This window comes from Idiomarina baltica OS145, from assembly GCF_000152885.1.
Lineage (GTDB): Bacteria > Pseudomonadota > Gammaproteobacteria > Enterobacterales > Alteromonadaceae > Idiomarina > Idiomarina baltica.
In genome coordinates this window covers 107543-133506 of the sequence record NZ_CH672408.1, presented here as the reverse complement: position 1 = coordinate 133506, position 25964 = coordinate 107543, and the positions used below count along the sequence as shown (strand labels likewise).

The following is a 25964-nucleotide window of genomic DNA, read 5'->3' as shown; positions in this document are numbered from 1 at the left end:
CTCAAGCCTATCAGTAGTCGTGTTTGTTCGCACGATGGTCGCATTTGTTTTGACCCCTACGGGTAAAAACCTGCTAGTCTGATATGGAAAATTCCAAGGAGAGCGTTATGACTTTAGCAACAAAAACTATCGTAGGCACATTAACTGCGACTTTATTAACAACCGCCTCAGTCATGACATTAGATGCTCAAGCACAGACTCAAGACGTGACAGCGCACCAGCGTTTAATTCCGATTGAATCAAGTAAAACCACTGAGCACAGTGTCGAAATTCGTGGCGAAACTGTTGATTATACGGCAACGGCCGGCACCTTACCGGTATGGAACGACGAAGGTAAACCAACCGCCACGTTGTTCTATACCTATTATAAACGAGAAGACATCGATAACCGTGAAAAACGCCCCATCGTCTATTCATTCAATGGCGGTCCAGGCTCTGCTTCCGTGTGGATGCACTTGGCCTACACGGGTCCTAAAGTCCTCAAGATCAGTGATGAAGGTTACCCTGTACAACCATATGGTGTCGAAGATAACCCGTATTCAATTTTAGACGTCGCTGACATCGTATTTATCAACCCAGTCAACACGGGTTACTCGCGTGTTCTACCCAACGAAGACGGCGAAATGCCCTCACGTGACGCTCAACAAAAAATGTTTTTCGGAGTTAACTCCGACATCCAATATTTAGCCGAGTGGATGAATACCTTCACCTCACGTTATGACCGCTGGCGTTCACCCAAGTTCTTAATTGGTGAAAGTTACGGCACGACACGTGTATCGGGTCTGGCTCACGCTTTACAAAATCAACAATGGATGTACCTCAATGGTGTTGTCCTAGTCTCTCCGACTGAATTGGGTATTGAGCGTAGCGGTCCGGTTGAAGAGGCGAATCGTCTACCCTACTTTGCTGCCGCCGCGTGGTACCACGACGCATTACCAAGCGACCTACAAAAAAAGGATCTGCTAGATGTACTCGACGAAGCGGAGTCATACACACTCAACGAATATCTACCCGCGCTAGCAAAAGGTGCTTCACTGACCCAACAACAACGCGAGCAAATTGCCTCTCAGGTGGCACACTACTCTGGCCTTTCAGAAGAAGCCGTGTTGAGTAATAACTTAGCGCCAAGCACTTGGTATTTCTGGAAAGAACTCTTACGAGACCGCGATCGCACAATTGGTCGTCTGGACTCTCGCTATTTAGGTATCGATGGCAGCCGTTCAGGTGATAGTCCTGACTACAATGCTGAGCTGACTTCATGGTTACACTCGTTCACTCCCGCAATTAACTACTATCTACGCGAAGAGTTAGGTTACAAGACCGATGTGAAATACAATATGTTCGGTCCTGTGCATCCGTGGGATCGCACCAATAACAACACCGGCGAACAACTACGTGAAGCGATGGCAGCGAACCCTTACCTGAATGTGATGGTACAGTCGGGCTATTTTGACGGCGCGACCAATTACTTTGATGCGAAGTATACAACTTGGCAGTTAGACCGTAGTAAACTGATGCAAGATCGCATTAGCTTTAAAGGGTATCGTAGTGGTCACATGATGTATTTGCGCCGACCTGACCTACAAAAAGCAAATGATGATCTGCGTGAGTTCATTATGAACGCGCTTCCAAAAGAAGGTCAGCCAGCACAATACAAGTAATGCATTTTGGGTGTTGACACCGCGCTCTTTGCGCGGTAATTTGTCAATCACTGAATAGCAAACTAAAACGAATTGGACATTATTACGATGCAACTCGCACAATTTTCACTACAAGCTTGGTGGTGGCACTTCCCGAATTAGCGGGTGGTGGTTCTGTGCGCATACGTAAATAAGTACAGTTTCGAAAACCCGCTCAACGAGCGGGTTTTTTTATGCTTGTTGGGCGGTCTCAAAAGGAAGTAGTTAAATGAATTCAAACACTCAACAAGCGCCAGCAGCGGTTACATCGATTCAGGTCGAGTTACCCTATCAAGCCGATACTCAGAGCGTGTACCAACAGGTTTGCCAACCTCATGGTCGTCACGTGCTACTCGATTCAGCCGATATCGGCACTAAACAAGCGCTAAAAAGCCTGTTACTCATCGATGCCGCCCTCGAACTCAAATGCAACGGCCAGCGCGTTACCGTACAAGCACTAACGAATAACGGTAAGCCACTTAAAGCGCTGTTAGACCAACAGCTCACTGATTATTTGCTGGCGACCTCGGAGTCAACGAGCGAATTCAAATTCCCTGTTTCTAACCGTGATCTCGACGAGATGAGTCGCCTTAAAGAGGTCTCTAACTTCGAGCCATTGCGGCTTATCCAACACACGCTAGAGCGTCGTAACGCAGCTTCAAGCCACGATTTTGCGGTATTCCTTGCAGGCTCATTTGGCTACGACTTACTCGCGAGTTATGAGCAATTACCACAAGTTGAAACCGGCGAAAATCGTGCGCCTGATTATGTGTTCTATGTGTCTGAAACACTGCTAGCGGTCGACCATCAACGCCAGTCGAGTCAATTAATAGCTAGCTTGTTTACGCCCGAAGTGTCATCCGACGCATATGCGCAAATGAGTCAGCGCATCGGAGAGCTCGCAGCTCGGTGTCAATTACCGCCACGTCAGCAAACCCATTACACACCGCTAGCCGCAGACTACCAGAGTATTACAGCAACGCCGTCACAAGCGGTATTTAAGCAACATGTGTCGGAGTTGAAAGAACATATTCTCGATGGCGATATTTTTCAGGTGGTGCCCTCGCGTCGCTTTAGTTTACCGTGCCACGATGCACTTGCCAGCTACGCAGTATTAAAACAGACCAACCCATCACCCTACATGTTTTATTTAAGTCATCCAGATTTTACGCTATTCGGCGCTTCACCTGAGTCCGCTTTAAAGTACACCGCGGCGAGCAATCAGGTCGAACTCTATCCGATTGCAGGCACCCGGCCTCGCGGCAAACAGCCGGACGGTAACCTTGATCACGATCTCGATAGTCGTTTAGAACTCGAGTTACGCATGGATCAAAAAGAATTATCAGAACACCTGATGCTAGTCGACCTTGCACGAAACGACCTTGCGCGGATTTGCCAACCTGGTACACGCAATGTCGCTGACCTACTCAAAGTTGATCGTTACTCCCACGTAATGCACTTGGTCTCTCGTGTTGTCGGCCAACTACGTGAAGACTGCGATGCGCTTCACGCTTACCGCGCCTGTATGAATATGGGCACATTGATTGGTGCTCCCAAAGTCAGTGCGGCACGGTTAATTCGACAAGTCGAACAACAAGGCCGTGGTAGCTACGGCGGTGCTGTGGGTTACCTAGCTGGTAATGGTGATATGGATACTTGCATCGTTATACGCTCCGCCTTCGTGAGTGGCGGTCGTGCGGTGGTTCAAGCCGGTGCAGGGGTGGTACACGATTCTGATCCGCAGGCGGAAGTTGATGAAACAGAAAACAAAGCACGCGCCGTAATCGCCGCAGTGCAAACAGCAAATGCACAAGGAGAGCGCTCATGAAAGGTCGTATTACGCTCATCGATAATCTTGACTCGTTCTCTTATAACTTAGTTGATGAGCTCAGCCAACTCGGTTATGAACTAAAAGTGTATCGCAACACGATCAGTGCCGAACGCCTATTACGTGAACTCGATAGTTACTCAGGTCCACAAGTCGTATGTCTATCGCCCGGTCCAGGTAACCCTTCGCAGGCGGGAAACTTGATGGACATGATCGACGCATGCCAAAAACGGTATCCGATGCTCGGTATCTGTTTAGGTTTTCAAGCTCTGGCTGAAAAAAGCGGCGCCCGAGTCGACCGCTGTGGCGAGGTCGTGCATGGCAAAACCGCACAAATGTTGTTTCGCTCTCACCCACTGTTCGCGAGCCAACCGCAACAAAATCATTGCGTCATCGGTCGTTATCATTCGCTCAGTATTTACGACTTACCAGCGACCATTAACGTAATCGGCGAATGCCAAAGCGTCAACGGAATGATTCCGATGGCGGCGGAGTTTACCGAGTTGAATGCTGTGGGCTTTCAATTTCACCCTGAATCTTTATTAACACCGACCGGCAAACTTATGTTGCAGGATGCGGTTCACTACCTTTTTACACAGTTTAGTCAAGGACACAGTCATGAATGAGATCACCACCCTGCTTGAAGGTCGACCTCTGTCCCAGGACGAGAGTCAAAAGCTATTTCGTCACCTGGTAAAAGGTGAGCTCAATGATGCACAAATCAGTGCCGCATTGGTCGCCATGAAATTACGCGGTGAAACGCCAGCGGAATTGGCCGGTGCAGCGCGCGCTGTGCTCGATGTGAGCAAGCCTCTGACCAGCACCAACGGTATACTTGCGGACAGTTGCGGTACCGGTGGTGATGGATCCAACAGTATTAATCTATCGACCACATCGGCGTTAGTTGCCTCTTCAATGGGGTTACCCATGGCAAAGCACGGTAATCGCAGCGTATCATCGCGCTCAGGATCAGCCGATGTATTAGAGTCTTTGGGTCTGCGCGTTGATCTCGATCCGCGCGAGGCTTCAAAGCAGTTAGCTGATCACGGCTTTTGCTTTTTATTTGCGCCGCATTATCATCCCGGTATCAAACATGCGATGCCCGTGCGCCAAACTCTGAAAACGCGTACCCTTTTTAACCTTATCGGTCCGCTAGTGAATCCAGCACGGCCCAACATTCAGTTATTAGGCGTGTATAGTCCAATTTGGCTACAACCGATGGCCGAAACCTTACAGCGTCTTGGCACTGAGCGAGCTATGGTCGTACATGGCTCTGGCGTTGACGAGTTTGCTTTACACGGCACGACGGAAGTTGTTGAGTTACGTGATAACCAACTTGAACAATACACACTGTCGGTCAGTGACTTTGGCTTGAATGAAGCACCACTGAGCGAGCTAAAAGGCGGCGATGCCGATTTTAATGCCACGGTATTAAAACGTATCTTAGCAGGGCAAGGTTCCCGCGCTCAAAACCATGCCATTGCAATAAACACAGCACCATTGCTAGTGATGGCGGATAAGTTTTCAGACTACAAACAAGCGGCCCAGGCAGTGCTTGAGCATCTTGCGAGCGGCGCAGCCATGACACACTTAGAGGCGATTCAAGCGGTACAAGGAGGCATCTATGTCGAGTAATATTCTGACTGAAATTATTGCCCGCAAACGAGTGCAGAACGAGCAGCAGGAGCAACACTACCCGATGCCGAGTGACAAACACGCGCTATCGCGCAGTGAGCGTAGTTTGTACGATGCGTTGAACCAGCCTCAAGCGGGCTTTATTTTAGAGTGCAAAAAAGCGTCCCCTTCCAAGGGACTTATTCGCCCCCATTTTAATCCAGTGGAGTTGGCAAAAACCTACCAACCCTATGCTGCCGCGATTTCGGTATTAACTGAACCTGAGTATTTTCAAGGCAGCTATGAATACCTTGCGGCTGTCAGTCAACAGGTTAACCTACCGATATTATGCAAGGATTTCTTTATTGATGAACAGCAAGTTTATCGAGCACGCTACTTTGGCGCTGATGCGATCCTACTCATGTTATCGGTACTCGATGATGTGCAGTATCAACATCTACACGCAATCGCGGACAATTTAGGTTTAGATGTACTGACGGAAGTCGCCAATGAGACTGAGATGCGTCGCGCCGCGCAGTTAGGTGCGCGCATTATTGGTATTAATCACCGTGATTTGACCGACCTCAGCATCAACCCGAATCGCAGTCATGAGCTCGCACCTTATGCTCCCGAGGGTGCCTTACTTGTTGCTGAGTCGGGCTTTAGCCAACACAAAGATATTCGCCGCTGCAGTGATGTCGTAAATGGCTTTTTAGTCGGAAGTGCATTAAGTGCTGAAAACGATGTCGACCTGGCTTGCCGTAAGTTATTGTATGGTGAAAACAAAGTCTGTGGACTAACTCGAGCGGAGGACGCCTTAAACGCTCATGCAGCCGGTGCGGTATTTGGCGGACTCATCTTTGCCGAGCGTTCACCTCGATGCATTGAACCAAGCCAGGCCGAGGCGATTATCCGTCAAGTTCAGGGTCTTCAGTATGTCGGCGTATTTGCCGACCAGCCGCTATCCTTTGTTGTTAATACAGCTTTCGAACTGGGTTTACACGCAGTTCAATTGCACGGACATGAAGATATCGACTTTACCGTTGAACTCAAGAACCGCTTTAAGCAAGCCGGTATCGCACACGTACAGATTTGGAAAGCGGTCACCGTTGACGCACCATTCAGACTCAATGAACATCCATTGCGTCACTCAGTTGACCGCTTTGTACTCGATCATGGTCAAGGGGGTACCGGCAAAACCTTTGATTGGCAGTTACTGAACGAATTAGATACCGATGAACGAGGACGTTGTCTCCTCGCTGGTGGCATTAGTCCCGATAATGTTTGCGACGCAATTGAACAAGGCTTCAGTGGTGTCGATGCAAGCTCTAAATTAGAGTGGCAAGCAGGCATCAAAGGCGCACGGTTAATTTCTTCTCTTTTTAAACGCATTCGCCACTACGGTGCCAATGCAAACTCAAATCAGTCACAGGAGGCCGCAGCATGAGCCAATCACTTTCAGCTTATTTTGGTGATTTTGGTGGTCAGTTCGTACCTGAAATCCTTCTACCTGCGCTCGAGCAGCTAGAAAAAGCCTTTATCGATGCGCAACAAGATGAGGCGTTCCAACAGGAGTTTCGTGGGTTACTGAAAAATTATTTAGGCCGACCGACGCCTTTATCACTGTGTCGTAACTTGCCACTTGAAAGCCCTAACGGCACAAAAATATATCTCAAACGTGAAGATTTGTTACACGGTGGTGCGCATAAAACTAACCAGGTACTCGGACAAGCATTACTTGCCAAGCGTATGGGTAAAACACGGATTATCGCTGAGACCGGCGCGGGGCAGCACGGTACAGCGACCGCACTCGCCTGTGCATTGCTCGACCTCGAATGCATTATTTACATGGGCAAAAAAGACGTCGAACGTCAGCAGCCCAATGTATTTCGTATGGAGTTGATGGGCGCTAAAGTAGTGCCTGTCGATACCGGTAGCGGTACATTAAAAGACGCGGTGAACGAAGCATTACGTGACTGGACGGCTAGCTACCCAACCACTCATTACTTGCTCGGTACAGCAGCCGGAGCTCACCCCTTCCCAACAATTGTGCGTGAGTTCCACAAAATGATTGGCGAGGAAGCCAAGCAGCAAATCATTGAGCAAGCGGGTCGTTTACCCGACGAGGTTATTGCCTGTGTCGGGGGCGGTTCGAATGCCATTGGCATGTTCACTGATTTTATCGACGAACCTAATGTAGCTCTCGTGGGCGTTGAACCCGCAGGTAAAGGCGTCGATACGCAACACCACGGAGCTACACTTACTGCGGGAAGTCCTGGTATCTTGCACGGCTGTTTGACCTACTTGATGCAAACCGACGAAGGGCAAGTGGAAGAATCCTACTCGGTCTCAGCGGGTTTGGATTACCCGGGCGTAGGACCACAACACGCGCACTTAAAGGCCATTGGTCGTGCACGTTATGAGTCGGTTACAGATGATGAGGCATTGGCGGCATTTCAACTGCTTTCCCGCCATGAGGGCATTATACCCGCGTTGGAATCTGCACATGCGCTCGCCTATGCGCTAAAACGCGCAGCTGAGCCTGATGCTCCAGAAATTCTATTGGTCAATTTATCGGGTCGTGGTGACAAAGATATCGATCACGTCCGTCGTATTTTCAATGCTCAAGAACAATCATAGGGTGTCCACACATGAGTCGTTATGAACAACTATTTGCAAACCTAGACAAGCAACATCAAGGTGCTTTTGTGCCTTTTGTGACGCTGGGCGACCCGACTCCTGAGGTCAGCGTTGAGGTGATTAAGCGATTGATAGATGCGGGCGCCGATGCATTGGAGCTGGGTCTTCCATTTTCTGACCCGGTCGCCGATGGTCCTGTAATCCAGCGCGCTAACGTTCGCGCGCTTGAGGGAGGTACGCGGTTTGAAGACTGCTTATCGATTCTAGAGCAAGTGCGAGCGTACGCTCCAGAAATCCCGATTGGCTTGTTGGTTTACGCAAACCTGATTTTTGCCAAAGGTATCGATACCTTTTATGAAAAAATGGCCGCTGTCGGCGTCGACTCGGTGCTTGTCGCCGATTTACCAACCAAAGAGGCAATTCGCTTTTCTCAACCGGCTATCGATCGTCAAGTAGCGCCCGTGTTTATTTGTCCGCCGGATGCTTCAGATTCGTTGATCGAGGCGATCGCTAAACAAAGCCAAGGCTATGTTTACTTGCTTAGTCGCTCTGGGGTTACGGGAACAGAGACACAAATGCAGGTGCCGGCCGAGAAACTCATTTCACAACTGCGTTCAGCCGGCTCAGCTCCGATTATGCTGGGTTTTGGTATCTCTCAACCTGAACATGTAACAGCCACGATTAAGGCGGGCGCTCAGGGCGCTATCAGTGGTTCCGCAGTCGTTGCTATTATCGAAAAAAACCTCGACAATACAGCACAAATGCTCGATCAACTTGGGCAATTTGTTGAGTCGATGAAGTCAGCCACATCGTAGTAGGAGTATCCATGGCGCTGGTATTAGAGTATTTACCATTAGTTGTCTTTTTTGTTGTTTATCAGATGGTCGATATTTTCGCGGCAACCTGGGCTTTAATGGGATTAACGATTGTACAGTTAGTCGGTCTTAAGCTGCTTAAGCAACCTATTACTACGCGTCATTGGATCGTGTTAGGTGCCGTGCTGGTTTTTGGCGGCATCACCGTTTTTCTACACGATGATTGGTTTGTTAAAATCAAAGTATCCATTATTTATGTGCTGATTGCCGCATTGTTAGCTGGCACACTTTGGATAAAAAAAACCAGTCCACTAAAAAGCCTATTTGATGCAGACATAAAAATGCCAGATAGCGCTTGGAACCGACTCACATATGCTTGGGTTATTACGTGTTTGGCTATCGCCGCTGTGAATGTTTATGTTGCTCAGTATATGTCACAAGATGCTTGGGTTAATTTTAAAGTCTTTGGCATTATTGGCATTTCGTTGGTGCTTGTCGTTGCTACGGGAATGTATATCTACCGACACGCTGAGGACATGGAAGGAGATAAATAAGCCATGTGGTTTGTGATTTTTGCAGAAGATCATGACGATTCACTCGCCAAGCGCAAGCAAGCGCGTCCAGCGCATATTAAACGCTTAGAGGCATTAAAAGAGCAAGGACGTTTACTTGTCGCAGGCCCCTGCCCTGCGATCGCCGAAAAGGATCCGGGCATCATGGGTTTCACAGGCTCAGTCGTAATCGCTGAATTCGACACCCTTGAACAAGCCGAACAGTGGGCACACGCTGACCCATACTGGGATGCGGGCGTCTACCGTTCAGCGCAGGTTAAACCGTTCAATCCGGTACTCCCCTAACTCTGTATGCAATCCACACGACTCAAATATGCTAACCGCGCATTAGCAATTAATTATTTCCCTGCCGCAGGGGCGCAACAACATGTTGTGATTGCGCCAGCCCTTGGCGTAAAACAACGGTTTTATCATCGATTTGCGCAGTGGTTGGCAGAACAGGGTATTGCCGTGACGTGTTTCGATTATTACGGCATTGGCGACTCTATAGATAAGCCGCTCAGTAAAATTGAGACCGATATTATCGATTGGGCGACCTTAGACCTTGATAACGTGCTCACTTGGGCACAGGAGCAGCTCCCCAGCGCCGAGTTAATTTGGCTGGGCCATAGTTTAGGCGGTCAACTTTTGGGATTAATTCCTCACCCCGAGCGTATTGATAGGATAGTCACGGTGGCTTCCGGAACCGGGTACTGGCGACAAGCCAGCTCTCAAGTCAGACGCACATCTTGGCTGTTGTGGTATTTGGCGATACCACTTGCGACACCGATTGCGGGTTATTTTCCAGGTAAGCGGCTCAACATGGTGGGTGACATGCCAGCGCAGGCAATGCGTCAATGGAGCCGTTGGTGTCGCAGCCGCAATTATTTATTTGATCATTTATCGACGGCACAACTCAAAGGCTATCAACGTTTAACCCAATCGTATCATGCCTTCGCTATTAGTGATGATGAGTTGTTGGTAGAGGATAACGTTCGTGCACTTTTACAACGTTACCCTAATACACAACAAAAGCTCACTCATTTGACTCCTCAACAAGCAGGTCGCCGCATCGGACACTTTAATATCTTTAAACCGACGCACCAGCAGACGCTTTGGCAAAAAGCGTTGTTACCTGCCATTAAAGCAGATCAGACAGCGCGTCTTGTAACTGAGGAAAATTAAAGTTAAAACCCGCTTGCTCGAGCTTTTTCGGCACGACCGCTTGCCCTTCCAATAACATCGAAGCCATTTCTCCCAACATTAGTTTCAAAGCAAACGCTGGAACGAATAACACATGGGGTCGATGCAACGTTTTCGCTAAGGTTTGGCTAAACTGTTTATTCGTCGTTGGATTAGGTGCCGTCAAGTTAACGGGTCCGGAAATACTGTCGTCCTGCAGAATAAATTCTATCGCACGGATCATATCCTCAATGTGAATCCACGACATCATTTGTTCCCCGGAGCCCATCGGACCACCTAAACCGAATTTATAGGGCAGCGACATGCGTGGCAATGCACCTTGGCTACTATCGAGTACGACGCCAGTGCGTAAACATACGACACGCGTGTGCTCCTTGACTTGTAGCGCAATGGACTCCCATTGCTCGCAAAGTTCGACGGCAAAGTCGTGTCGGTTCGCCGTAGCGGATTCGTCCACCGGCTCGCTGTTTCGCGGACCATAGACACCAATTGCAGAACCACTGAGCAAGATAGGTGGCGCTGGGCAAGCGCGTATTCGCTGCACTAGCTCTTCAGTGACTTGCCAGCGACTATTCTGCAATTGCTGTTTACGCTCGGCCGACCAGCGCTTATCGGCAATTCCAGCGCCTTGCAGGTTAATCACCGCATCAAACGAAGCGAGCGCCTCAGCAGTTGGCAGTTCACCCACAACATCGACATTACAACCTCGAAATTGCTGCTTGACGCGCTCTACTGAGCGCGTCGTCACCGTAAATGAATGTTGTTGGCTGAAGTAGCGAATAAAGCGCGAGCCGATAAGCCCAGAGCCACCAGTTATAAGAATATTCATACTTCGCCTCCCATTAAATCAATTTACGTATCAATTGTGCCGTGTTGCGGCGAACCAAACGCGAACACGCGAGTCGACCTAACAAGGCAACGACAACAGCGCCTGAAATAGGACCCACCAACCACAAACGCCAATGCCAGGTGGCATCCATGTTAAACACTTGAGTCTGCAAAATGAGCAGCGATAAATCCATCGCAATGGTCGCTATTAGACCACTTATAGCCCCTAACATAAGAAATTCATAACTGATACTTCGACTTAGCAACTTACCTGAAGCACCCAAAGTGCGTAGAATAACCAGTTCCTTCTGGCGCTCCTCCATGCTTGCCTGTACTTGCGCTATCAATACCAAGGCGCCTGCAATCATCACCAGAACTAAGACGAAAAGAATCGCAATACTGACCTGCGAGATGACTTCACGGATTTGGTCAATAATCGCGTCTAAGTCAATCAAAGACGCCTCGGGAAACGGTCTAAATAATTGGTATAGCTCATCTTTACGCTCACTGTCTAAGTGAAAGCTGGTTATATAGGTTGCAGGGAAATCAGCGAGTGTGCTGGTATTAAAAATCATGTAAAAGTTGGGCTGAAGCGAACCCCAGTCCGCTTCTCGCAGACTCGTTACCGGCACGGTAAATACTTCGCCGCCGATATTAAAGGTCAGCGTGTCGCCTACTTTGATTTCTAATCGTTCTGCCGCTTGTTTTTCAACGGACACCTGTGGCTCGGCATTATCGCCCCACCACTCGCCGCTCACAATTTCATTGTTGGGCGGTACCGTATCGCGCCATGTCAATGAGAGCTCACGACCAAAACCTTCCTCACGATCGCCCCGCTCGACTTCCTCGCGGTTTTCTTTGGTCACTTCATCAATCAGTTCAGTACCGTTATGGTGGGTTACCCGACCCGGGATTAGCGGATATTGATCGGTTGCTTCGATGTCTTCTCGAGCGAACATAGCGCGCAAATCGTCAACTTTCTCTTCAGCGATATTCAGCGCAAAATAATTCGGTGCATCCGCTGGCAGTTGGCGCTGCCAATCCGCAAGTAAATCATTGCGCATGACGATAACCAACAGCAACAACATAATGGCGGTTGAAAAACTCAGCATCTGTACGCTGTTTGCTGACGCGCGCCGTTGTAAGCCGGCCATCGCTAAACGCCAAGCACTCCCTGCTTGCATGCCTGCTTTTCGACCCGCTCCGATCAGTAGACGACCAATCAACAACAGGATACCCGCAGCAAAAGCCCCACCCACGAACAAGGCCGTCGATAACCACCATTGCTGTGAGTACAGCACCAATAACCCATAAATCGTGCCGCCGCTTAATATCCATTGCAGCCAGCGAATCGCCTGTACACCGACCATTTGACGGTGTAGTACACGTAACGGTGGGATAGAAATCAATCTAAATAGCGGGTAAAGCGTAAACATCACCGCACTAATCAGGCCCGTTGCAATAGCGAGCGCATAAGGTCGCCAACTGGCTGATGGTAGTGAAGCGCCCAACTGTTCAGCGACCCAGTTAATCACGTAGGATTGAATGAGCCACCCTAACAAGATGCCAATACCGACGCTGATTCCCGTAAGCAATAGCAAGTGAAGCACAAAGATCTTACGGATCTGCTGTTTGCCCGCTCCTAAGGTTTTAAATATGGCCACCACGTCATAATTACGCTGGCAGTAGCGTTGGGCGGCTACGGCAACAGCCGTTGCTGCAAGTACTACACCTAACAGACTCGCCAGCATCATAAAGCGTTCAGCGCGATTTAGGGCGCGCGCCAAGGGGCTGTCGCCGTCTTCGATACTGCGCCAGCTATGAGTGTCATCATTCAATTGTGGGAGAAGCCAATTCTCGTAGTTATCCAGTTGCGTTGGCGTTCCGGCGAATAAGACGTTGTAACGTACGCGGCTTCCCGGTTGAATCAACCCGGTCTCAGCTAACTGTGAATAACGAATGATGACATTGGGACTGTCGGTGAACACTGAGAAACCGACATCAGGTTCGTAAGTCACCACCTTAGTCACTTTAAAGCGGCTATTCCCCACTTCAATAAAGTCGCCCATTTCAAGCGATAACGCTTGGAATAGACTCGATGCGACCCAAGCTTCTCCAGCCGGGGGGAGAGTGTTGGTGACTTGCCCTTCAACAAAGGGCTTATCGGCTACTTTAAGCTCACCTCGTAGCGGATAACCATCAGATACCGCTTTGATATCGACGAGCTCAAGCTTATCGTTAGCAAACGCCATTGAGTTAAATATCACTCGCCACGCGCTCTGAATCCCCTCCTCATCCGCTCTATCAAGCCACTCTTGAGGGATATCTCTGCGTGAACTTAATACTCGATCAGCTGCGAGAAATTCACTACTGCGTTCGAGTAATCCGGATTGTAGGCGCTCACTAAATAACGACAGTGATAAAACCGCGGTCACCGATAAAATGATAGCGAGCGCCATGATCGTGAGCTCACCGCGCTTGAGCTCCTGCTTGAGTAAGCGAAACGATATTTTATGCCACATCTCGCGACGCCTCCGCTAGCTGCCCAGCCTCCATGTTTAGGATACGCTGACAGCGTTTCGCTAACGTGGTGTCGTGAGTCACCATTACTAAAGTGGTGCCGTAATCCTTGTTCAAGTCAAAGAGCAACTGTTCGACTTTGTCACCGGTTTTACTGTCGAGGTTACCGGTGGGTTCATCAGCAAATAAAATCTTTGGCTGACCAACAAACGCGCGCGCAATAGCGACGCGCTGCTGCTCGCCGCCCGAGAGTTGATTAGGGTAATGGTGCCAGCGGTCAGCGAGCCCGACCTTTTCTAACAGCTCACGAGCTTCCTTTTCAGCGCCTTTGTGGCCAGCAAGCTCTGCCGGTAACATCACGTTTTCTAACGCGCTTAAGCTAGGCACTAGCAAAAACGACTGAAAAATAAAGCCTACTTTATCGGCGCGCAGCTTCGCACGTTGTTCCTCATCCAAATCGCTTAACTTTTCGTTTTCTATAAGAACATCGCCGTGGGTGGCAATGTCTAACCCAGCGAGTAGTGATAGTAACGTTGATTTACCTGAGCCGGACGCTCCAACAATCGCAACAGTCTCGCCAGCATTGATTGCGAGGTCAATTGGTTGCAAAATCTGTAATGGTCCCTCAGAGGTTTCGACTATCTTTTCGAGTTGTTGAGTTTGAATGAGCATAAAATGAAAAATTTCCTATTAAAGTTAGCTTGTATTACTTTGATTTTTATATCTATACGTAGTGTTGCGGCAAATGTTTCACTTGTTGTATTAGGAGATAGCCTAAGCGCAGGTTATGGTCTTTCGCAACAACAAACTTGGGTAGCAGAATTGCAAAACCGTTGGCAGCAGGCGTACCCGAACATTGAAATAGTCAATGCCAGTATCAGTGGTGAAACCACTCGTGGCGGTCTCAATCGTTTACCAGGCATTATTGAGCGCCACCAACCGGATGCTATTTTTATTGAGTTAGGCGGCAATGACGGGTTGCGTGGATTCGATTTAGCGACGGTGGAAACGAACTTGTCTAATATGATCGAGCAGGCACAGGCGAAAGGGATTAAAGTGGCGCTCAGTCAGGTCATGGTACCGCCCAACTATGGTCCGCGCTTCTCAAAGCGATTTCAGGCGGTGTTTACGCGTGTGGCAGAAAAGTATGATGTAACACTGGTGCCATTTTTTATGACCGAGTTAGTAGAGAACCCAGACTTCGTGCAAGATGATGGCATCCACCCCACTGCAGCAGCGCAAGACGCTATTGCGGATTTCCTCTCACCGTACTTGCTTGAGCTGGCTAAAAACGCCGAGGCATCGGGTTAAGCGTTGATAAATTGCAGACACAAAAAAACCACCTCGAAGGTGGTTTAGTGTTGGCGTCCCCTAGGGGATTCGAACCCCTGTTACTGCCGTGAAAGGGCAGTGTCCTAGGCCTCTAGACGAAGGGGACCCAGAAACTGTTTGTGATGCTTTTGAATGGCGTCCCCTAGGGGATTCGAACCCCTGTTACTGCCGTGAAAGGGCAGTGTCCTAGGCCTCTAGACGAAGGGGACGCAATCAAAACTGCATCGTGTTAGTAAAATTGGCGTCCCCTAGGGGATTCGAACCCCTGTTACTGCCGTGAAAGGGCAGTGTCCTAGGCCTCTAGACGAAGGGGACGCAATCACTAACGTTGCTATCAAAATTTCACTTGGTGGAGCTAAGCGGGATCGAACCGCTGACCTCTTGCATGCCATGCAAGCGCTCTCCCAGCTGAGCTATAGCCCCACTGCTTTAGCAGCGAAACTGCCTTGACAGCGGGGCGCATTCTATTGCGAGGAGCGCTTAAGTGTCAACTGTTTTTTGAAAAAATATCGCTAACTGGCGATTTTTATATCAAGTTGATTATTTTACATGCAAATCGCAGATTATGCGTTCGCTTCGCGCTCAGCAATGAACGCAAGTGCCAGATCAATACGCTCGATAACCTTTTGCTGATCCAACTGAGCTAAGGTAACATCCAACGAGGGTGAGTTGCCCCCACCGGTTGCTGCAACGCGCAACGGCATGCCAATTTTGCCCATGCCCACGCCAAGCGCTTCAGCCGTGCCATTAATCGCTTCTTGAATTGATTCAGCAGTCCAGTCCGTTAAGCCTGACAGACTTGCCCTCACCGCTTCTAATGGTTCTTTAGCTACAGGGCGCAAGTGTTTCTTAGCTGCTTTTTCTTCAAACTCAGTCACTGGTTCATAGAAATAACGGCTAATCGCGGCCATTTCTTTCAACGTTTTCACACGATCAGCTTGCAAACCAACAATGGCTGTCAGTGCTGGACCCGTCGACGTATCGACGCCGAGTTGATCAAATTGCCATTTTAGCGCATCAGCCACTTGTTCAGCGGGCAACGTCTTCATGTAATGCTGGTTTAACCAATTAAGCTTTTCGGTGTTAAACGCAGAAGCCGCTTTATTCACGTCCTCTAGTTTAAACAGTTTAACCAACTCTTCTTTACTGAATATCTCTTGATCACCGTGCGACCAACCTAAGCGTGCCAAATAATTAATGACCGCTTCGGGCAAGTACCCGTCATCGCGATAGTGCATCACACCCACCGCACCATGGCGTTTAGATAATTTTTTACCGTCATCACCCAGAATCATCGATACGTGCGCGTAATAAGGCACCGGCGCGTTTAACGCTTTTAAAATATTAATCTGGCGCGGCGTATTATTAATATGGTCTTCGCCTCGCACCACATGCGTAATACCCATTTCCCAGTCATCCACGACAACACAGAAATTATAAGTTGGCGTACCATCACTGCGGGCAATGATTAAGTCATCAAGTTCTTGGTTTGAAAACTCGATACGACCGCGGATCAAGTCATCAAAAATCACGCTACCCTCTTGCGGGTTACGAAAACGAATCACGTAACTATCACCAGACGCATTTGGATTATCACGGCAATGTCCGTCATAACGAGGTTTTTCGCCACGCTCCATTTGCTCTTCGCGCATTTTTTCCAACCGCTCGGTCGAGCAGTAACATTTATAAGCTTTGTCTTCTTCAAGCAATTGATCGACTAATTCTTTATAGCGGTCAAAACGCTTAGTTTGATAGTAAGGACCTCGGTCCCAGTTCAACCCTAACCATTCCATACCTTCTAAGATGGCATCAATCGCCGGCTGCGTTGAACGCTCCCGATCGGTATCTTCAATGCGCAAGACAAACTCACCACCTTGGGCCTTTGCGACCAGCCAAGAGTAAAGCGCTGTGCGAGCACCGCCAACATGTAAATAGCCAGTCGGGCTTGGAGCGAAACGCGTAACTACACTCATTACTGTGTTCCTTTATTTAATTCAGTGATTAGACGTGTTGAATTTTACCAGTCCTAGCCCAAAAGCGCATTATTCAATTAAAATGATTAAAAAGTCAGCAAACAGAAAAAACTTTGCATTTTTTGTTTGACACTTTGGCGCGTATCCCTATAATGCCTCCTCGCAACGACGCAGAAGTGCGATGACAAAACTGGATGGTTAGCTCAGTTGGGAGAGCATCGCCCTTACAAGGCGAGGGTCACTGGTTCGAGCCCAGTACCATCCACCACTTCTTCCCCTTCGTTGTTTTCCTTGGCGTTGGATGGTTAGCTCAGTTGGGAGAGCATCGCCCTTACAAGGCGAGGGTCACTGGTTCGAGCCCAGTACCATCCACCACCTTTTTTTACTCTCCGAATTATTCTAAGTAAATCCACGACTTCAACCGTTATCGGTTAGCTTCACCTTCAAAAAGTCTATTAATACTCTGACTTTCGCAATTCGATGTCGCGACTCGGGATACAATGCCCAAATACCATCGTCCGGTTGACGATACTCTGTCATCACTTCCTGTAAGACACCGGCTTCAAGCTCATCAGCGACATAATAATCAGGCAGAATCGCTATCCCCAGGCCTTTACACACCGCATCTTTTATCGCTAAGCCACTATTACAATGAACTAATGCGTTTGGTTGCACTGTCTTTACTTTTCCATCCACCTGAAAACGCCAACTTTTGAGCGTGCCCGTTAAACAACGGTGATCAGCCAGCGAAGCTAAGTGAGTTGGTTCTCCAAAACGTTCAAAATACGCCGGCGCCCCCACTAGAAAGTGCCGGCGACGACCGAGCGGACTCGCCTTTAAACGCGGCGTGCCCAAATGCCCTAACCGTATCGCTAAGTCATAATGTCCCTCTATCAAGTCGAGCGTGTCGTTGGTGAGGTTAAAGTCGAGTCGACAATCGGGGTACTGATTTAAAAAATCATTTACTAAAGGAGCAATCACGTGTTCGCCGTAAAATACTGGAGCGGTCAGTCTGATTAACCCTTGTGGTTTTTCTGATCGCTGTTGGATAGCCTGATCCGCATCATTGAGACTCGCCACTAAATGTTGGCAATGCGGTAAATAGAGTGAGCCCTCCTCCGTTAAACTCACGCTGCGCGTGGAGCGATAGAGTAATGGTAATTTAAGCCGTTGCTCTAGCGCTGCAATATTACGGCTCACTTGCGCAACGGACAGACCTAACTGCTTCGCTGCACTGGTGAAGCTGGATGTTTGAGCCACCGCAACAAACTCACTGATTCCTTGCCATTGTTTCATTATTACGTATCTGCAAAAGTTATTTGTAAAAAGTTTAGATTACCTTTAAAACAGAAAAAGTTAAACTTGTTCCTGTCATTAACGTATAACTAGCCAATCACATACTGAATAAAGGAAGCTAAGATGGAAACAATTAAGTCGCGTGCAGCCGTGGCGTGGGGCCCCGGCGAACCGTTGAAAATGGAAGAAATCGATGTAGCACCACCTAAAAAAGGTGAAGTGCGCGTCAAAATCATTGCGACAGGCGTTTGTCATACCGATGCTTATACGCTATCAGGCGCTGATCCTGAGGGCATCTTCCCAGCCGTTTTAGGCCACGAAGGCGGCGGTATTGTTGAATCGGTCGGCGAAGGCGTGACTTCTGTCGAGGTGGGCGACCACGTGATTCCACTTTACACCGCCGAGTGTGGTGAATGTAAATTCTGTACTTCAGGGAAAACTAATTTGTGCCAAGCCGTGCGTGCAACGCAGGGTAAAGGCTTAATGCCTGATGGTACCACTCGTTTCTCAAAAAACGGCGAGCCGATTTACCACTACATGGGTACTTCGACATTTTCTGAATACACCGTGTTACCTGAAATCTCTGTCGCGAAAATCCCAAAAGAAGCGCCCTTAGAAAAAGTGTGTTTGTTAGGTTGTGGTGTCACTACCGGCATGGGTGCAGTTAAGAACACAGCTGATGTACAAGAAGGTGATACGGTCGCGGTATTTGGGCTTGGTGGTATCGGTCTAGCCGTCATTATCGGTGCCGTACAAGCGAAAGCGTCACGCATTATTGCGATTGATGTGAACGAAGATAAGTTCGAAATTGCCAAGCAGCTCGGTGCGACTGATTTTGTTAATCCAACAGATTACGACAAGCCTATCCAAGAAGTGATTGTCGATATGACCGACGGCGGTGTCGACTTCTCGTTCGAATGTATCGGTAACGTCGAAGTCATGCGTTCGGCGCTTGAATGCTGCCACAAAGGTTGGGGCGAATCGGTAATTATTGGTGTCGCCGGCGCAGGTGAAGAGATCTCAACCCGCCCATTCCAACTGGTCACCGGTCGCGTATGGCGTGGAAGCGCTTTTGGTGGCGTCAAAGGTCGCAGCCAATTGCCCGACTACGTGCAACAGTACATGGATGGGAAGTTTGATTTAGATACCTTCATTACTCACAACATGTCACTTGAAGAGATCAACGAAGCGTTTGAGCTCATGCACGAAGGTAAGTCGATTCGTTCAGTTATCCACTACTAAGCGACAAAGGTATCCACTATGGAAATCGTAAGCGAAGTACGTACGTTTGGCGGCCGTCAAGTCCGCCTTAAGCACCGCTCTTCGACGCTCAACTGCGACATGCAGTTGAGCGTGTTTCTGCCGCCTCAGGCTGAACATCATAAAGTACCGAGCCTTTACTTTTTGTCTGGGCTCACCTGCACCGATGAAAACTTTTCCACCAAAGCAGGCGCACAACGCGTTGCCGCGCAATTGGGAATCGCACTGATTATTCCAGACACCAGTCCACGTGGCGACGATGTGCCTGATGAGGATCGCTATGACTTTGGCAAAGGTGCAGGTTTTTATCTGAATGCGACCGAAACGCCTTGGGCTAAACACTATCAAATGTACGACTACATTCTTGATGAGCTCCCAAAATGCGTAGAGGCACAGTTCCCGCTAACGGATAAACGCTCGATTGCCGGTCACTCCATGGGTGGCCATGGCGCGCTTGTCATTGGTGTGCGGAACCCAGAGCGCTATCAAAGTATTTCGGCATTCTCACCGATCACCCATCCGACTCAATGCCCCTGGGGTGAATATGCGTTTACGCAATATTTGGGAGGCAACCGTGATGCTTGGAAAGACTATGATGCGGTTGAACTTATCAAAGCTTATGGGCAAGTCAGACCGATTCGCGTCGACCAAGGTTTAGCAGACAACTTTCTAGAAGAGCAACTCAAGCCTGAGGCTTTGCAAGCTGTATTCGACGAAACAGATGGACCGGGCGCTATCTATCTGCACGAAGGCTACGATCATAGTTACTACTTTATCAGCAGTTTCATTGAAGAGCAGTTACGCTTCCACGCGCATTATCTGCTCTAACACGCTCGCCCTTATTGCGCGGATTTATCGGTGTCTTCGGACACCGATGATTCAGGCTTTTCAGCAAGATGACGCCGATAAAAGCGCCATTGCCGCGACTTACTGACGTACCAAAGACTAATAAACCATGCCAAGATAATACTCGCTTTCCCCCAAGAAAAACTGCCATGCTGATGCATTAACAAACTACTAATTAATATCGCATCTAACACGAGGGAGACCAACATCAGGGGCTGAGCAGCTCGCATCACATGATTAGCCCAGTTGTAACCATCCTCTTTGGCGAAACTTGTTGCCAACAGAACGAGTAACGCAGGCAAGCCGACCACCAGCATGAGACCAAATTGTTCTGAGCTTTTATAAAATAACGAGAGTAAACGCGTGCGATCTTCATTGAAGGTAAGCGAGACAATACCTGCGAGATAGCCACGGCATAAAAAGAATGTGACCCAAATGAAAAATAGAGGGGTGCTCGCGCGCCCCTCTTTATCCAGATAGCGCGCTCGTTCGACGAACGCCGCTCCGTTGCCAGATCTTTTCATGAAAATAATAACCTACCGTGTTTACCAATGGCTCAATTAATGCCACGGCACCACCCATAACGATATCGCCTGTCATCACCCAAACCACTGTAAAAGCGATTGAGAAATGCATCACGGCAAAACTAGCTGTCTTTATCATAATGCCCTCCATTCCTGTCTAACGAAATGATAGCAATTACGATTTACATTTCTAATTATAAAAACCGATTAAACTGCTCGTTTAAGTTGTTCACGTAGTGTTTTGATATCGTCACGTAACTGTGCCGCCTTCTCAAACTCAAGGTTTTGAGCCGCTTCATACATTTCTTTTTCTTTTGCTTCGATTTCTTTAATCACCGCATTCGTATCTTTGATCATCACGGTGCGTGGATCATAACCTGACGCCACCTCGGCAACGGCTTTCGCCGCACGGTTTTTACGGTTTGCACCGCCTTGCCCTAAGTCCATCACGTCGGTGACTTTCTTATTCAATTTTTGTGGCGTGATACCATGCTCTTCGTTAAATGCAATTTGCTTTTCACGACGACGATCCGTCTCCTCAATCGCGCGTTGCATCGAACCGGTAATCCGATCGCCATAAAGAATCGCCTTACCATTCACGTTACGTGCTGCACGACCAATGGTCTGAATCAAAGAACGATCAGAGCGTAAGAAGCCCTCTTTATCAGCATCAAGAATGGCGACTAGGGAAACTTCCGGCATATCAAGACCTTCTCGCAGCAAGTTAATGCCGACTAACACATCAAACTCACCGAGTCGCAAGTCGCGAATAATCTCCATTCGTTCGACCGTATCAATGTCTGAGTGAAGATAGCGTACACGGATGCCGTGCTCATCGAGGTAGTCACTTAAGTCTTCGGCCATCTTTTTGGTCAATGTTGTCGCAAGTACACGTTCTTCTTTTTCCACGCGCAAACGGACTTCAGACATTAAATCATCGACCTGCGTCGCTACTGCCCGCACTTCAATAATGGGATCCACTAAACCTGTGGGTCGCACGACCTGCTCAACCACCTCGCCACTACTGCGTTCAAGCTCATATTTCCCAGGTGTTGCAGAGACATAAACTGTTTGTGGTGCGATAGCCTCGAATTCATCAAACTTTAACGGTCGGTTATCCAACGCACTCGGCAGTCGAAAGCCATACTCCACCAGATTTTCCTTTCGTGAGCGGTCCCCCTTATACATAGCGCCGACCTGCGATACCGTCACATGAGACTCATCAATGATAAGCAGCGCGTCATCAGGTAAGTAATCCATCAAGGTGGGTGGTGGCTCGCCCGGAGCACGTCCAGACAGATAACGTGAATAGTTTTCGATACCGGAGCAATAGCCAAGCTCCAACATCATTTCAATATCAAACTGAGTGCGCTGATTAATACGTTGCTCTTCAAGCAATTTATTTTGTTTCAGCAATACATCTCGACGATCTTTTAACTCGTCTTTGATTTTCTCAATTGCTTCGACTAAAACTTCACGTGGCGTGACATAGTGTGTCTTTGGATAAATAGTCGCACGCGCAACATCCGCTTCGGTCACTTGCCCCGTGAGCGGCTCAAAAAAGCTGATACGGTCGACTTCGTTATCAAATAGTTCAACGCGCACTGCAAGCTCTTCCGATTCAGCGGGGAAAATGTCAATGACCTCACCGCGCACACGATAGGTGCCCCGCTCGAAGGCCGCATCGTTTCGCTTATACTGTAGCTGCGCCAAGCGCCGCAAAATATCGCGCTGGTCAATAATGTCGCCACGACGCAAATGCAGCATCATCTTCATATATGATTCGGGATCACCCAAACCATAAATCGCCGAAACCGAAGCCACCAACACAACATCACGGCGCTCCATCAACGCTTTTGTCGCTGACAGACGCATTTGTTCAATGTGGTCGTTTATCGATGCATCTTTTTCAATAAAGGTATCAGTGGTGGGCACATAGGCTTCGGGCTGATAATAATCGTAATAGGACACGAAATATTCGACAGCATTATTAGGAAAGAATTCTTTCATCTCACCATAGAGCTGTGCTGCCAACGTTTTGTTGTGGGCTAGGATAAGCGTCGGGCGTTGCGACTGGGCAATCACGTTAGCCATGGTAAACGTCTTACCCGAGCCTGTGACGCCGAGTAAAGTTTGATGGGCAAGACCCGCGTCTAAATTCTCTAGAATTTTTTCAATCGCCGCAGGCTGATCACCCGCAGGCTGGTAACTCGATATTAATTCAAATGCTTTACTCACCAACCCTCCTCAACGCTCGCGTAAACCATATATAAGCGATAGCCGCTGTGATGATATTAGCCACCACACCGCCAATAAATAAGCCGTGTAGGTCCGCTAGTAGACTACCTAAGTAGGACAAGGGTACGAAAAAAACAAATAAGCGGATGACACTTAAGCCGAGCGCACGCATGGGTTTATGAATGGCATTAAAACTCGAGTTCGAGAGAATGATCCAACCCTGGAAGCCATAACCGATGGGCATTATGTAGATAAACAATTCAACGATACGCGCCACTTCTTGCTCTTTCGCAAATGCCATCGCAATCCACGGTGCCGTTATTGCCATCGCCGCATAGATAACCAGTTGAATGGCAAATACCGCTTTTAAGGCTTTGCCATAGGCCTCTCGTACCCGATCAACTCGGTTGGCACCAAAGTTTTGGCTAATCAACGGCGGCAACGACATGGATAGCGCCAGAATAATGATACTCGCGAGCGACTCGAGTCGAGTGCCAACGCCAAATGCCGCCACTGCCGCCGCACCATAAGATGCAATAATAGCCGTCATGACCGACATCGCGAGCGGAGTCAGAATATTGGCGCCTGCCGCTGGCAGACCAATTTTCAGAATAGCGCGAGCAGCATCGACCCATTCGCGAAACAACCCGCGTGTCGTTTCGATACGTACCCGAATAAGCTGCTTACGATTAAGTAACCAAAACACGAGAACCACACCACTCAACCACGAAATCACGCTCGCTAAAGCGGCTCCCTCAATACCCATCGCAGGGATCGGTCCCCAACCAAAAATAAGGATCGGATCAAAAATGGCATTCGCCAAACCGCCCGAGGCCATAATCAATGATGGTGTTCGTGTGTCGCCCGATGCGCGCAATACCGCATTGCCGACCATTGGCGTGACCAACATGACGCTGCCCGCAAACCATAGCGTCATATATTCACGGATCAGCGGCAGTAAACGTTGTTGTGCTTGCAGGAGGGTAAAAATACTGTCCATGAAAATATAGCCAACGGCTGACAGTATCAGAACAAGTAAAGCGGAAACCGAGAGTGCAGCAAAACCATCGAAATGAGCTTCTTCGGGTTTATCCCGACCGTACTTACGCGCGATAACAGCGGATGTACCAATACCCAAGCCGATGGTGAGGCTAACAACCGTAAAGGTGATTGGAAAGGTAAAGCTGACGGCAGCAAGTGGGTCAGTACCTAACAGACTAATAAAGAAAGTATCTACGACATTAAAACTTATCAGCGTAGCGACACCAAAGATAACGGGCCACGTCATTTCCCATAGCGTTTTTCCAACCGGCGCGTTGATAAGACTTCGAGATGCGTCGGTTGTAGCCATGAAAATACCTCCTGTTGAATTAACCTCATTAGTGTACAGCAAACATCTATTGTTTGGCTATGTTGATAGACTTTAACGCGACCGATCCGTATAGTAGAGAGCTGTTTACATAAGCAAAATCGGAAGGAATACGTAGTGGACTATCAGCTCTCAAAGCGCGTTAATTCTATCCAACCTTCTCCTACGCTGGCAGTAACGCAAAAAGCCAACGAATTAAGAAGCGCGGGTAAAGATGTGATTGGTTTAGGTGTGGGTGAACCCGACTTTGATACACCCGATTTTGTCAAACAAGCTGCTATTAAAGCCATCGAAGACGGCAAAACCAAGTACACTGCGGTTGATGGTATTGTCGAACTTAAACAAGCAGTTTCCGATAAGTTTAAACGTGATAACCAGTTGGAATACGGTCTTGATGAAATCATCGTCTCGGCAGGCGGTAAACACAGCATTTTTAATTTACTGAGTGCTTGGCTCAACCCGGGTGATGAAGTGGTGATACCGGCGCCTTACTGGGTTTCTTATCCAGATATGGTAAAGCTGGTTGAAGCAGAGCCCGTGATCGTCCATACCGATTTAGAGCAGCGGTTTAAAATCACTCCTGAGCAATTGCGCGACTCATTAACCGAAAAAACCCGTTTAATGTTTATCAACAGTCCATCTAACCCGAGTGGTACAGCCTACTCAGCAGAGGAACTACGTGCACTTGCTGATGTACTGGTTGATTTCCCAAATGTGCTGATCGCGACAGATGATATGTATGAGCATATTTTATGGGATCGTAGCCAATTCGCTAATATTGTGATGGTTGCGCCTGAATTACGCGACCGCACAGTTATCTTATCCGGTGTTTCGAAAGCCTACGCAATGACCGGCTGGCGTATTGGTTATGCAGCAGGTCCAGCACCTATCATTGCGGCGATGAAAAAGATTCAGTCTCAGAGCACGTCAAATCCAGCCAGCATTAGCCAACATGCGGCAGTAGCCGCTTTAAATGGCGACCAAAGCTGCATCGATACAATGGTCAGTGCGTTTAAGGAGCGCCACGATTACTTGGTGAGTGCACTTAACGAGATAGAGGGTATTGAGTGCGTAAAAGGTGATGGCACCTTCTACACTTTCGCGCGTATCCAAAACCTAATTGAAAAAGCAGGTGTTGCAAACGATGTTGAGTTGTGTGAAAAACTGCTGACCGAAGCTAATGTCGCATTAGTGCCCGGTTCAGCCTTTGGCACTGAAGGCTACTGTCGACTCTCATTTGCAACAAGCCTCGATACACTAAAAGAAGCGGTCGCTCGCATCAATCAATTTGTCAAAGCATTAAAATAAAACATCTATTTATCAGCATTAAAGCCCTATTAGCGTACTAATAGGGCTTTTTTTATATTTTCATCTAAGAAATAAGGCGCGATCCCGCTATCAAAATCGAGAAACACACAAGACATTTTTATTACAACAACCCCACTTTT

At 48.4% G+C, this 25964-nt stretch carries 23 protein-coding genes, 6 tRNA genes and 1 other annotated feature; of the genes, 16 read left to right on the top strand and 13 right to left on the bottom strand.

The genetic code is table 11. From position 1 onward, the window contains the following. The first annotated feature begins 107 nt into the window (after positions 1 to 107). The 10 genes from OS145_RS11225 (at position 108) to OS145_RS11180 (ending at position 10312) form a co-directional block, all read left to right on the top strand. The gene (locus OS145_RS11225; protein WP_006956565.1) at positions 108 to 1661 is read left to right on the top strand and encodes a S10 family peptidase; all 1554 of its coding nucleotides are present in this window, start codon (positions 108 to 110) and stop codon (positions 1659 to 1661) included. 111 nt (positions 1662 to 1772) lie between these two features. Beyond that, positions 1773 to 1875 (top strand) — a sequence feature (Trp leader region). A gap of 33 nt (positions 1876 to 1908) precedes the next feature. Beyond that, the gene (locus OS145_RS11220; protein WP_006956563.1) at positions 1909 to 3507 is read left to right on the top strand and encodes an anthranilate synthase component 1; all 1599 of its coding nucleotides are present in this window, start codon (positions 1909 to 1911) and stop codon (positions 3505 to 3507) included. After that, entirely contained in the window at positions 3504 to 4133 is a 630-nt protein-coding gene (locus OS145_RS11215; protein ID WP_006956562.1) for an anthranilate synthase component II, read from the top strand. Before OS145_RS11220 ends, OS145_RS11215 begins: the two co-directional genes overlap by 4 nt. Then, on the top strand, positions 4126 to 5142 hold the full coding sequence (trpD, locus tag OS145_RS11210; protein ID WP_006956561.1) for an anthranilate phosphoribosyltransferase: 1017 nt from the start codon (positions 4126 to 4128) through the stop codon (positions 5140 to 5142). The genes OS145_RS11215 and trpD overlap by 8 nt, the downstream gene beginning before the upstream one ends. Then, a complete protein-coding gene (gene trpCF, locus OS145_RS11205) occupies positions 5132 to 6568 on the top strand; it encodes a bifunctional indole-3-glycerol-phosphate synthase TrpC/phosphoribosylanthranilate isomerase TrpF (protein WP_006956560.1) in 1437 nt (478 codons plus the stop codon). The genes trpD and trpCF overlap by 11 nt, the downstream gene beginning before the upstream one ends. Further along, entirely contained in the window at positions 6565 to 7761 is a 1197-nt protein-coding gene (trpB, locus tag OS145_RS11200) for a tryptophan synthase subunit beta (protein ID WP_006956559.1), read from the top strand. The genes trpCF and trpB overlap by 4 nt, the downstream gene beginning before the upstream one ends. A gap of 11 nt (positions 7762 to 7772) precedes the next feature. Beyond that, positions 7773 to 8576 (top strand): tryptophan synthase subunit alpha, encoded by an 804-nt coding sequence (gene trpA, locus OS145_RS11195; RefSeq protein WP_006956558.1) that lies wholly within the window; start codon positions 7773 to 7775, stop codon positions 8574 to 8576. A gap of 11 nt (positions 8577 to 8587) precedes the next feature. Then, positions 8588 to 9130 carry an inner membrane-spanning protein YciB gene (locus OS145_RS11190; protein ID WP_006956557.1) on the top strand — a complete coding sequence of 181 codons (543 nt, stop codon included), beginning with the start codon at positions 8588 to 8590 and terminating at the stop codon, positions 9128 to 9130. 3 nt (positions 9131 to 9133) lie between these two features. Next, positions 9134 to 9433 carry a YciI family protein gene (locus OS145_RS11185; protein ID WP_006956556.1) on the top strand — a complete coding sequence of 100 codons (300 nt, stop codon included), beginning with the start codon at positions 9134 to 9136 and terminating at the stop codon, positions 9431 to 9433. A gap of 6 nt (positions 9434 to 9439) precedes the next feature. Then, positions 9440 to 10312, top strand: coding sequence for an alpha/beta hydrolase family protein (locus OS145_RS11180; RefSeq protein ID WP_006956555.1), 873 nt, complete (start codon positions 9440 to 9442; stop codon positions 10310 to 10312). On the opposite strand, the gene OS145_RS11175 is transcribed toward OS145_RS11180, so the two are convergent. The 3 genes from OS145_RS11175 to OS145_RS11165 are packed head-to-tail and all read right to left on the bottom strand — an operon-like array spanning position 10269 to position 14350. Continuing rightward, positions 10269 to 11159, bottom strand: a complete 891-nt coding sequence (locus tag OS145_RS11175; RefSeq protein WP_006956554.1) for a TIGR01777 family oxidoreductase — start codon at positions 11157 to 11159, stop codon at positions 10269 to 10271. The genes OS145_RS11180 and OS145_RS11175 overlap by 44 nt on opposite strands. Positions 11160 to 11172: 13 nt before the next feature. Next, positions 11173 to 13680, bottom strand: a complete 2508-nt coding sequence (locus tag OS145_RS11170) for an ABC transporter permease (RefSeq protein WP_006956553.1) — start codon at positions 13678 to 13680, stop codon at positions 11173 to 11175. Continuing rightward, positions 13670 to 14350, bottom strand: a complete 681-nt coding sequence (locus OS145_RS11165; protein WP_006956552.1) for an ABC transporter ATP-binding protein — start codon at positions 14348 to 14350, stop codon at positions 13670 to 13672. Before OS145_RS11165 ends, OS145_RS11170 begins: the two co-directional genes overlap by 11 nt. Before the next feature lie 3 nt (positions 14351 to 14353). Between OS145_RS11165 and OS145_RS11160 the strand changes: the two genes are divergently transcribed. Next, on the top strand, positions 14354 to 14989 hold the full coding sequence (locus OS145_RS11160; protein WP_006956551.1) for an arylesterase: 636 nt from the start codon (positions 14354 to 14356) through the stop codon (positions 14987 to 14989). Positions 14990 to 15040: 51 nt separating this feature from the next. Here OS145_RS11160 and OS145_RS11155 read toward each other — a convergent pair. From OS145_RS11155 to gltX, 5 genes are all read right to left on the bottom strand, one after another. Continuing rightward, positions 15041 to 15116: transfer RNA gene (locus OS145_RS11155), tRNA-Glu, on the bottom strand. A 27-nt stretch (positions 15117 to 15143) separates the two neighbouring features. Continuing rightward, positions 15144 to 15219, bottom strand: a tRNA-Glu gene (locus tag OS145_RS11150). A gap of 30 nt (positions 15220 to 15249) precedes the next feature. Then, positions 15250 to 15325: transfer RNA gene (locus OS145_RS11145), tRNA-Glu, on the bottom strand. 32 nt (positions 15326 to 15357) lie between these two features. Continuing rightward, a tRNA-Ala gene (locus OS145_RS11140) sits at positions 15358 to 15433 on the bottom strand. A gap of 140 nt (positions 15434 to 15573) precedes the next feature. Continuing rightward, positions 15574 to 16983, bottom strand: a complete 1410-nt coding sequence (gltX, locus tag OS145_RS11135) for a glutamate--tRNA ligase (protein ID WP_006956550.1) — start codon at positions 16981 to 16983, stop codon at positions 15574 to 15576. Between the two features lie 192 nt (positions 16984 to 17175). Between gltX and OS145_RS11130 the strand changes: the two genes are divergently transcribed. Continuing rightward, positions 17176 to 17251: transfer RNA gene (locus OS145_RS11130), tRNA-Val, on the top strand. 31 nt (positions 17252 to 17282) lie between these two features. Next, positions 17283 to 17358, top strand: a tRNA-Val gene (locus OS145_RS11125). A 42-nt stretch (positions 17359 to 17400) separates the two neighbouring features. Here the strand turns inward: OS145_RS11125 and OS145_RS11120 are convergent. Further along, positions 17401 to 18279, bottom strand: a complete 879-nt coding sequence (locus OS145_RS11120; protein WP_006956549.1) for a LysR family transcriptional regulator — start codon at positions 18277 to 18279, stop codon at positions 17401 to 17403. A gap of 123 nt (positions 18280 to 18402) precedes the next feature. On the opposite strand from OS145_RS11120, the gene OS145_RS11115 reads away from it, so the two are divergent. Together OS145_RS11115 and fghA are read left to right on the top strand one after the other, a co-directional pair. Continuing rightward, on the top strand, positions 18403 to 19521 hold the full coding sequence (locus OS145_RS11115; protein ID WP_006956548.1) for an S-(hydroxymethyl)glutathione dehydrogenase/class III alcohol dehydrogenase: 1119 nt from the start codon (positions 18403 to 18405) through the stop codon (positions 19519 to 19521). A gap of 18 nt (positions 19522 to 19539) precedes the next feature. Then, positions 19540 to 20367 carry an S-formylglutathione hydrolase gene (fghA, locus tag OS145_RS11110; protein ID WP_006956547.1) on the top strand — a complete coding sequence of 276 codons (828 nt, stop codon included), beginning with the start codon at positions 19540 to 19542 and terminating at the stop codon, positions 20365 to 20367. Positions 20368 to 20378: 11 nt separating this feature from the next. On the opposite strand, the gene OS145_RS11105 is transcribed toward fghA, so the two are convergent. The 4 genes from OS145_RS11105 to OS145_RS11095 form a co-directional block, all read right to left on the bottom strand. Continuing rightward, complete coding sequence (locus OS145_RS11105) at positions 20379 to 20909, bottom strand: DUF2919 family protein (RefSeq protein WP_006956546.1); 531 nt, start codon at positions 20907 to 20909, stop codon at positions 20379 to 20381. After that, entirely contained in the window at positions 20854 to 21048 is a 195-nt protein-coding gene (locus OS145_RS13250) for a DUF2061 domain-containing protein (protein ID WP_083404989.1), read from the bottom strand. The genes OS145_RS11105 and OS145_RS13250 overlap by 56 nt, the downstream gene beginning before the upstream one ends. 68 nt (positions 21049 to 21116) lie before the next feature. Continuing rightward, positions 21117 to 23147 carry an excinuclease ABC subunit UvrB gene (uvrB, locus tag OS145_RS11100; protein ID WP_006956544.1) on the bottom strand — a complete coding sequence of 677 codons (2031 nt, stop codon included), beginning with the start codon at positions 23145 to 23147 and terminating at the stop codon, positions 21117 to 21119. Continuing rightward, positions 23140 to 24498: an MATE family efflux transporter gene (locus OS145_RS11095; protein WP_006956543.1), complete on the bottom strand. Its 1359-nt coding sequence runs from the start codon at positions 24496 to 24498 to the stop codon at positions 23140 to 23142. The genes uvrB and OS145_RS11095 overlap by 8 nt, the downstream gene beginning before the upstream one ends. A 135-nt stretch (positions 24499 to 24633) precedes the next feature. Between OS145_RS11095 and OS145_RS11090 the strand changes: the two genes are divergently transcribed. After that, complete coding sequence (locus OS145_RS11090; protein WP_006956542.1) at positions 24634 to 25824, top strand: pyridoxal phosphate-dependent aminotransferase; 1191 nt, start codon at positions 24634 to 24636, stop codon at positions 25822 to 25824. The last annotated feature ends 140 nt before the right edge of the window (positions 25825 to 25964 follow it).

What these genes read in the sequence shown, in the direction of transcription:
- trpCF (WP_006956560.1), top strand. Translation starts at nt 5,132, where the DNA reads ATGTCGAGTAATATTCTGACTGAAATTATTGCCCGCAAACGAGTGCAG.
- trpA (WP_006956558.1), top strand. Translation starts at nt 7,773, where the DNA reads ATGAGTCGTTATGAACAACTATTTGCAAACCTAGACAAGCAACATCAA.
- OS145_RS11160 (WP_006956551.1), top strand. Translation starts at nt 14,354, where the DNA reads ATGAAAAATTTCCTATTAAAGTTAGCTTGTATTACTTTGATTTTTATA.
- OS145_RS11180 (WP_006956555.1), top strand. Translation starts at nt 9,440, where the DNA reads ATGCAATCCACACGACTCAAATATGCTAACCGCGCATTAGCAATTAAT.
- trpB (WP_006956559.1), top strand. Translation starts at nt 6,565, where the DNA reads ATGAGCCAATCACTTTCAGCTTATTTTGGTGATTTTGGTGGTCAGTTC.
- trpD (WP_006956561.1), top strand. Translation starts at nt 4,126, where the DNA reads ATGAATGAGATCACCACCCTGCTTGAAGGTCGACCTCTGTCCCAGGAC.
- OS145_RS11115 (WP_006956548.1), top strand. Translation starts at nt 18,403, where the DNA reads ATGGAAACAATTAAGTCGCGTGCAGCCGTGGCGTGGGGCCCCGGCGAA.
- OS145_RS11185 (WP_006956556.1), top strand. Translation starts at nt 9,134, where the DNA reads ATGTGGTTTGTGATTTTTGCAGAAGATCATGACGATTCACTCGCCAAG.
- OS145_RS11215 (WP_006956562.1), top strand. Translation starts at nt 3,504, where the DNA reads ATGAAAGGTCGTATTACGCTCATCGATAATCTTGACTCGTTCTCTTAT.
- fghA (WP_006956547.1), top strand. Translation starts at nt 19,540, where the DNA reads ATGGAAATCGTAAGCGAAGTACGTACGTTTGGCGGCCGTCAAGTCCGC.
- OS145_RS11165 (WP_006956552.1), bottom strand. Translation starts at nt 14,350, where the DNA reads ATGCTCATTCAAACTCAACAACTCGAAAAGATAGTCGAAACCTCTGAG.
- OS145_RS11170 (WP_006956553.1), bottom strand. Translation starts at nt 13,680, where the DNA reads ATGTGGCATAAAATATCGTTTCGCTTACTCAAGCAGGAGCTCAAGCGC.
- OS145_RS11095 (WP_006956543.1), bottom strand. Translation starts at nt 24,498, where the DNA reads ATGGCTACAACCGACGCATCTCGAAGTCTTATCAACGCGCCGGTTGGA.
- OS145_RS11220 (WP_006956563.1), top strand. Translation starts at nt 1,909, where the DNA reads ATGAATTCAAACACTCAACAAGCGCCAGCAGCGGTTACATCGATTCAG.
- OS145_RS11190 (WP_006956557.1), top strand. Translation starts at nt 8,588, where the DNA reads ATGGCGCTGGTATTAGAGTATTTACCATTAGTTGTCTTTTTTGTTGTT.
- OS145_RS11105 (WP_006956546.1), bottom strand. Translation starts at nt 20,909, where the DNA reads ATGAAAAGATCTGGCAACGGAGCGGCGTTCGTCGAACGAGCGCGCTAT.
- OS145_RS11120 (WP_006956549.1), bottom strand. Translation starts at nt 18,279, where the DNA reads ATGAAACAATGGCAAGGAATCAGTGAGTTTGTTGCGGTGGCTCAAACA.
- OS145_RS11175 (WP_006956554.1), bottom strand. Translation starts at nt 11,159, where the DNA reads ATGAATATTCTTATAACTGGTGGCTCTGGGCTTATCGGCTCGCGCTTT.
- OS145_RS13250 (WP_083404989.1), bottom strand. Translation starts at nt 21,048, where the DNA reads ATGATAAAGACAGCTAGTTTTGCCGTGATGCATTTCTCAATCGCTTTT.
- gltX (WP_006956550.1), bottom strand. Translation starts at nt 16,983, where the DNA reads ATGAGTGTAGTTACGCGTTTCGCTCCAAGCCCGACTGGCTATTTACAT.
- OS145_RS11225 (WP_006956565.1), top strand. Translation starts at nt 108, where the DNA reads ATGACTTTAGCAACAAAAACTATCGTAGGCACATTAACTGCGACTTTA.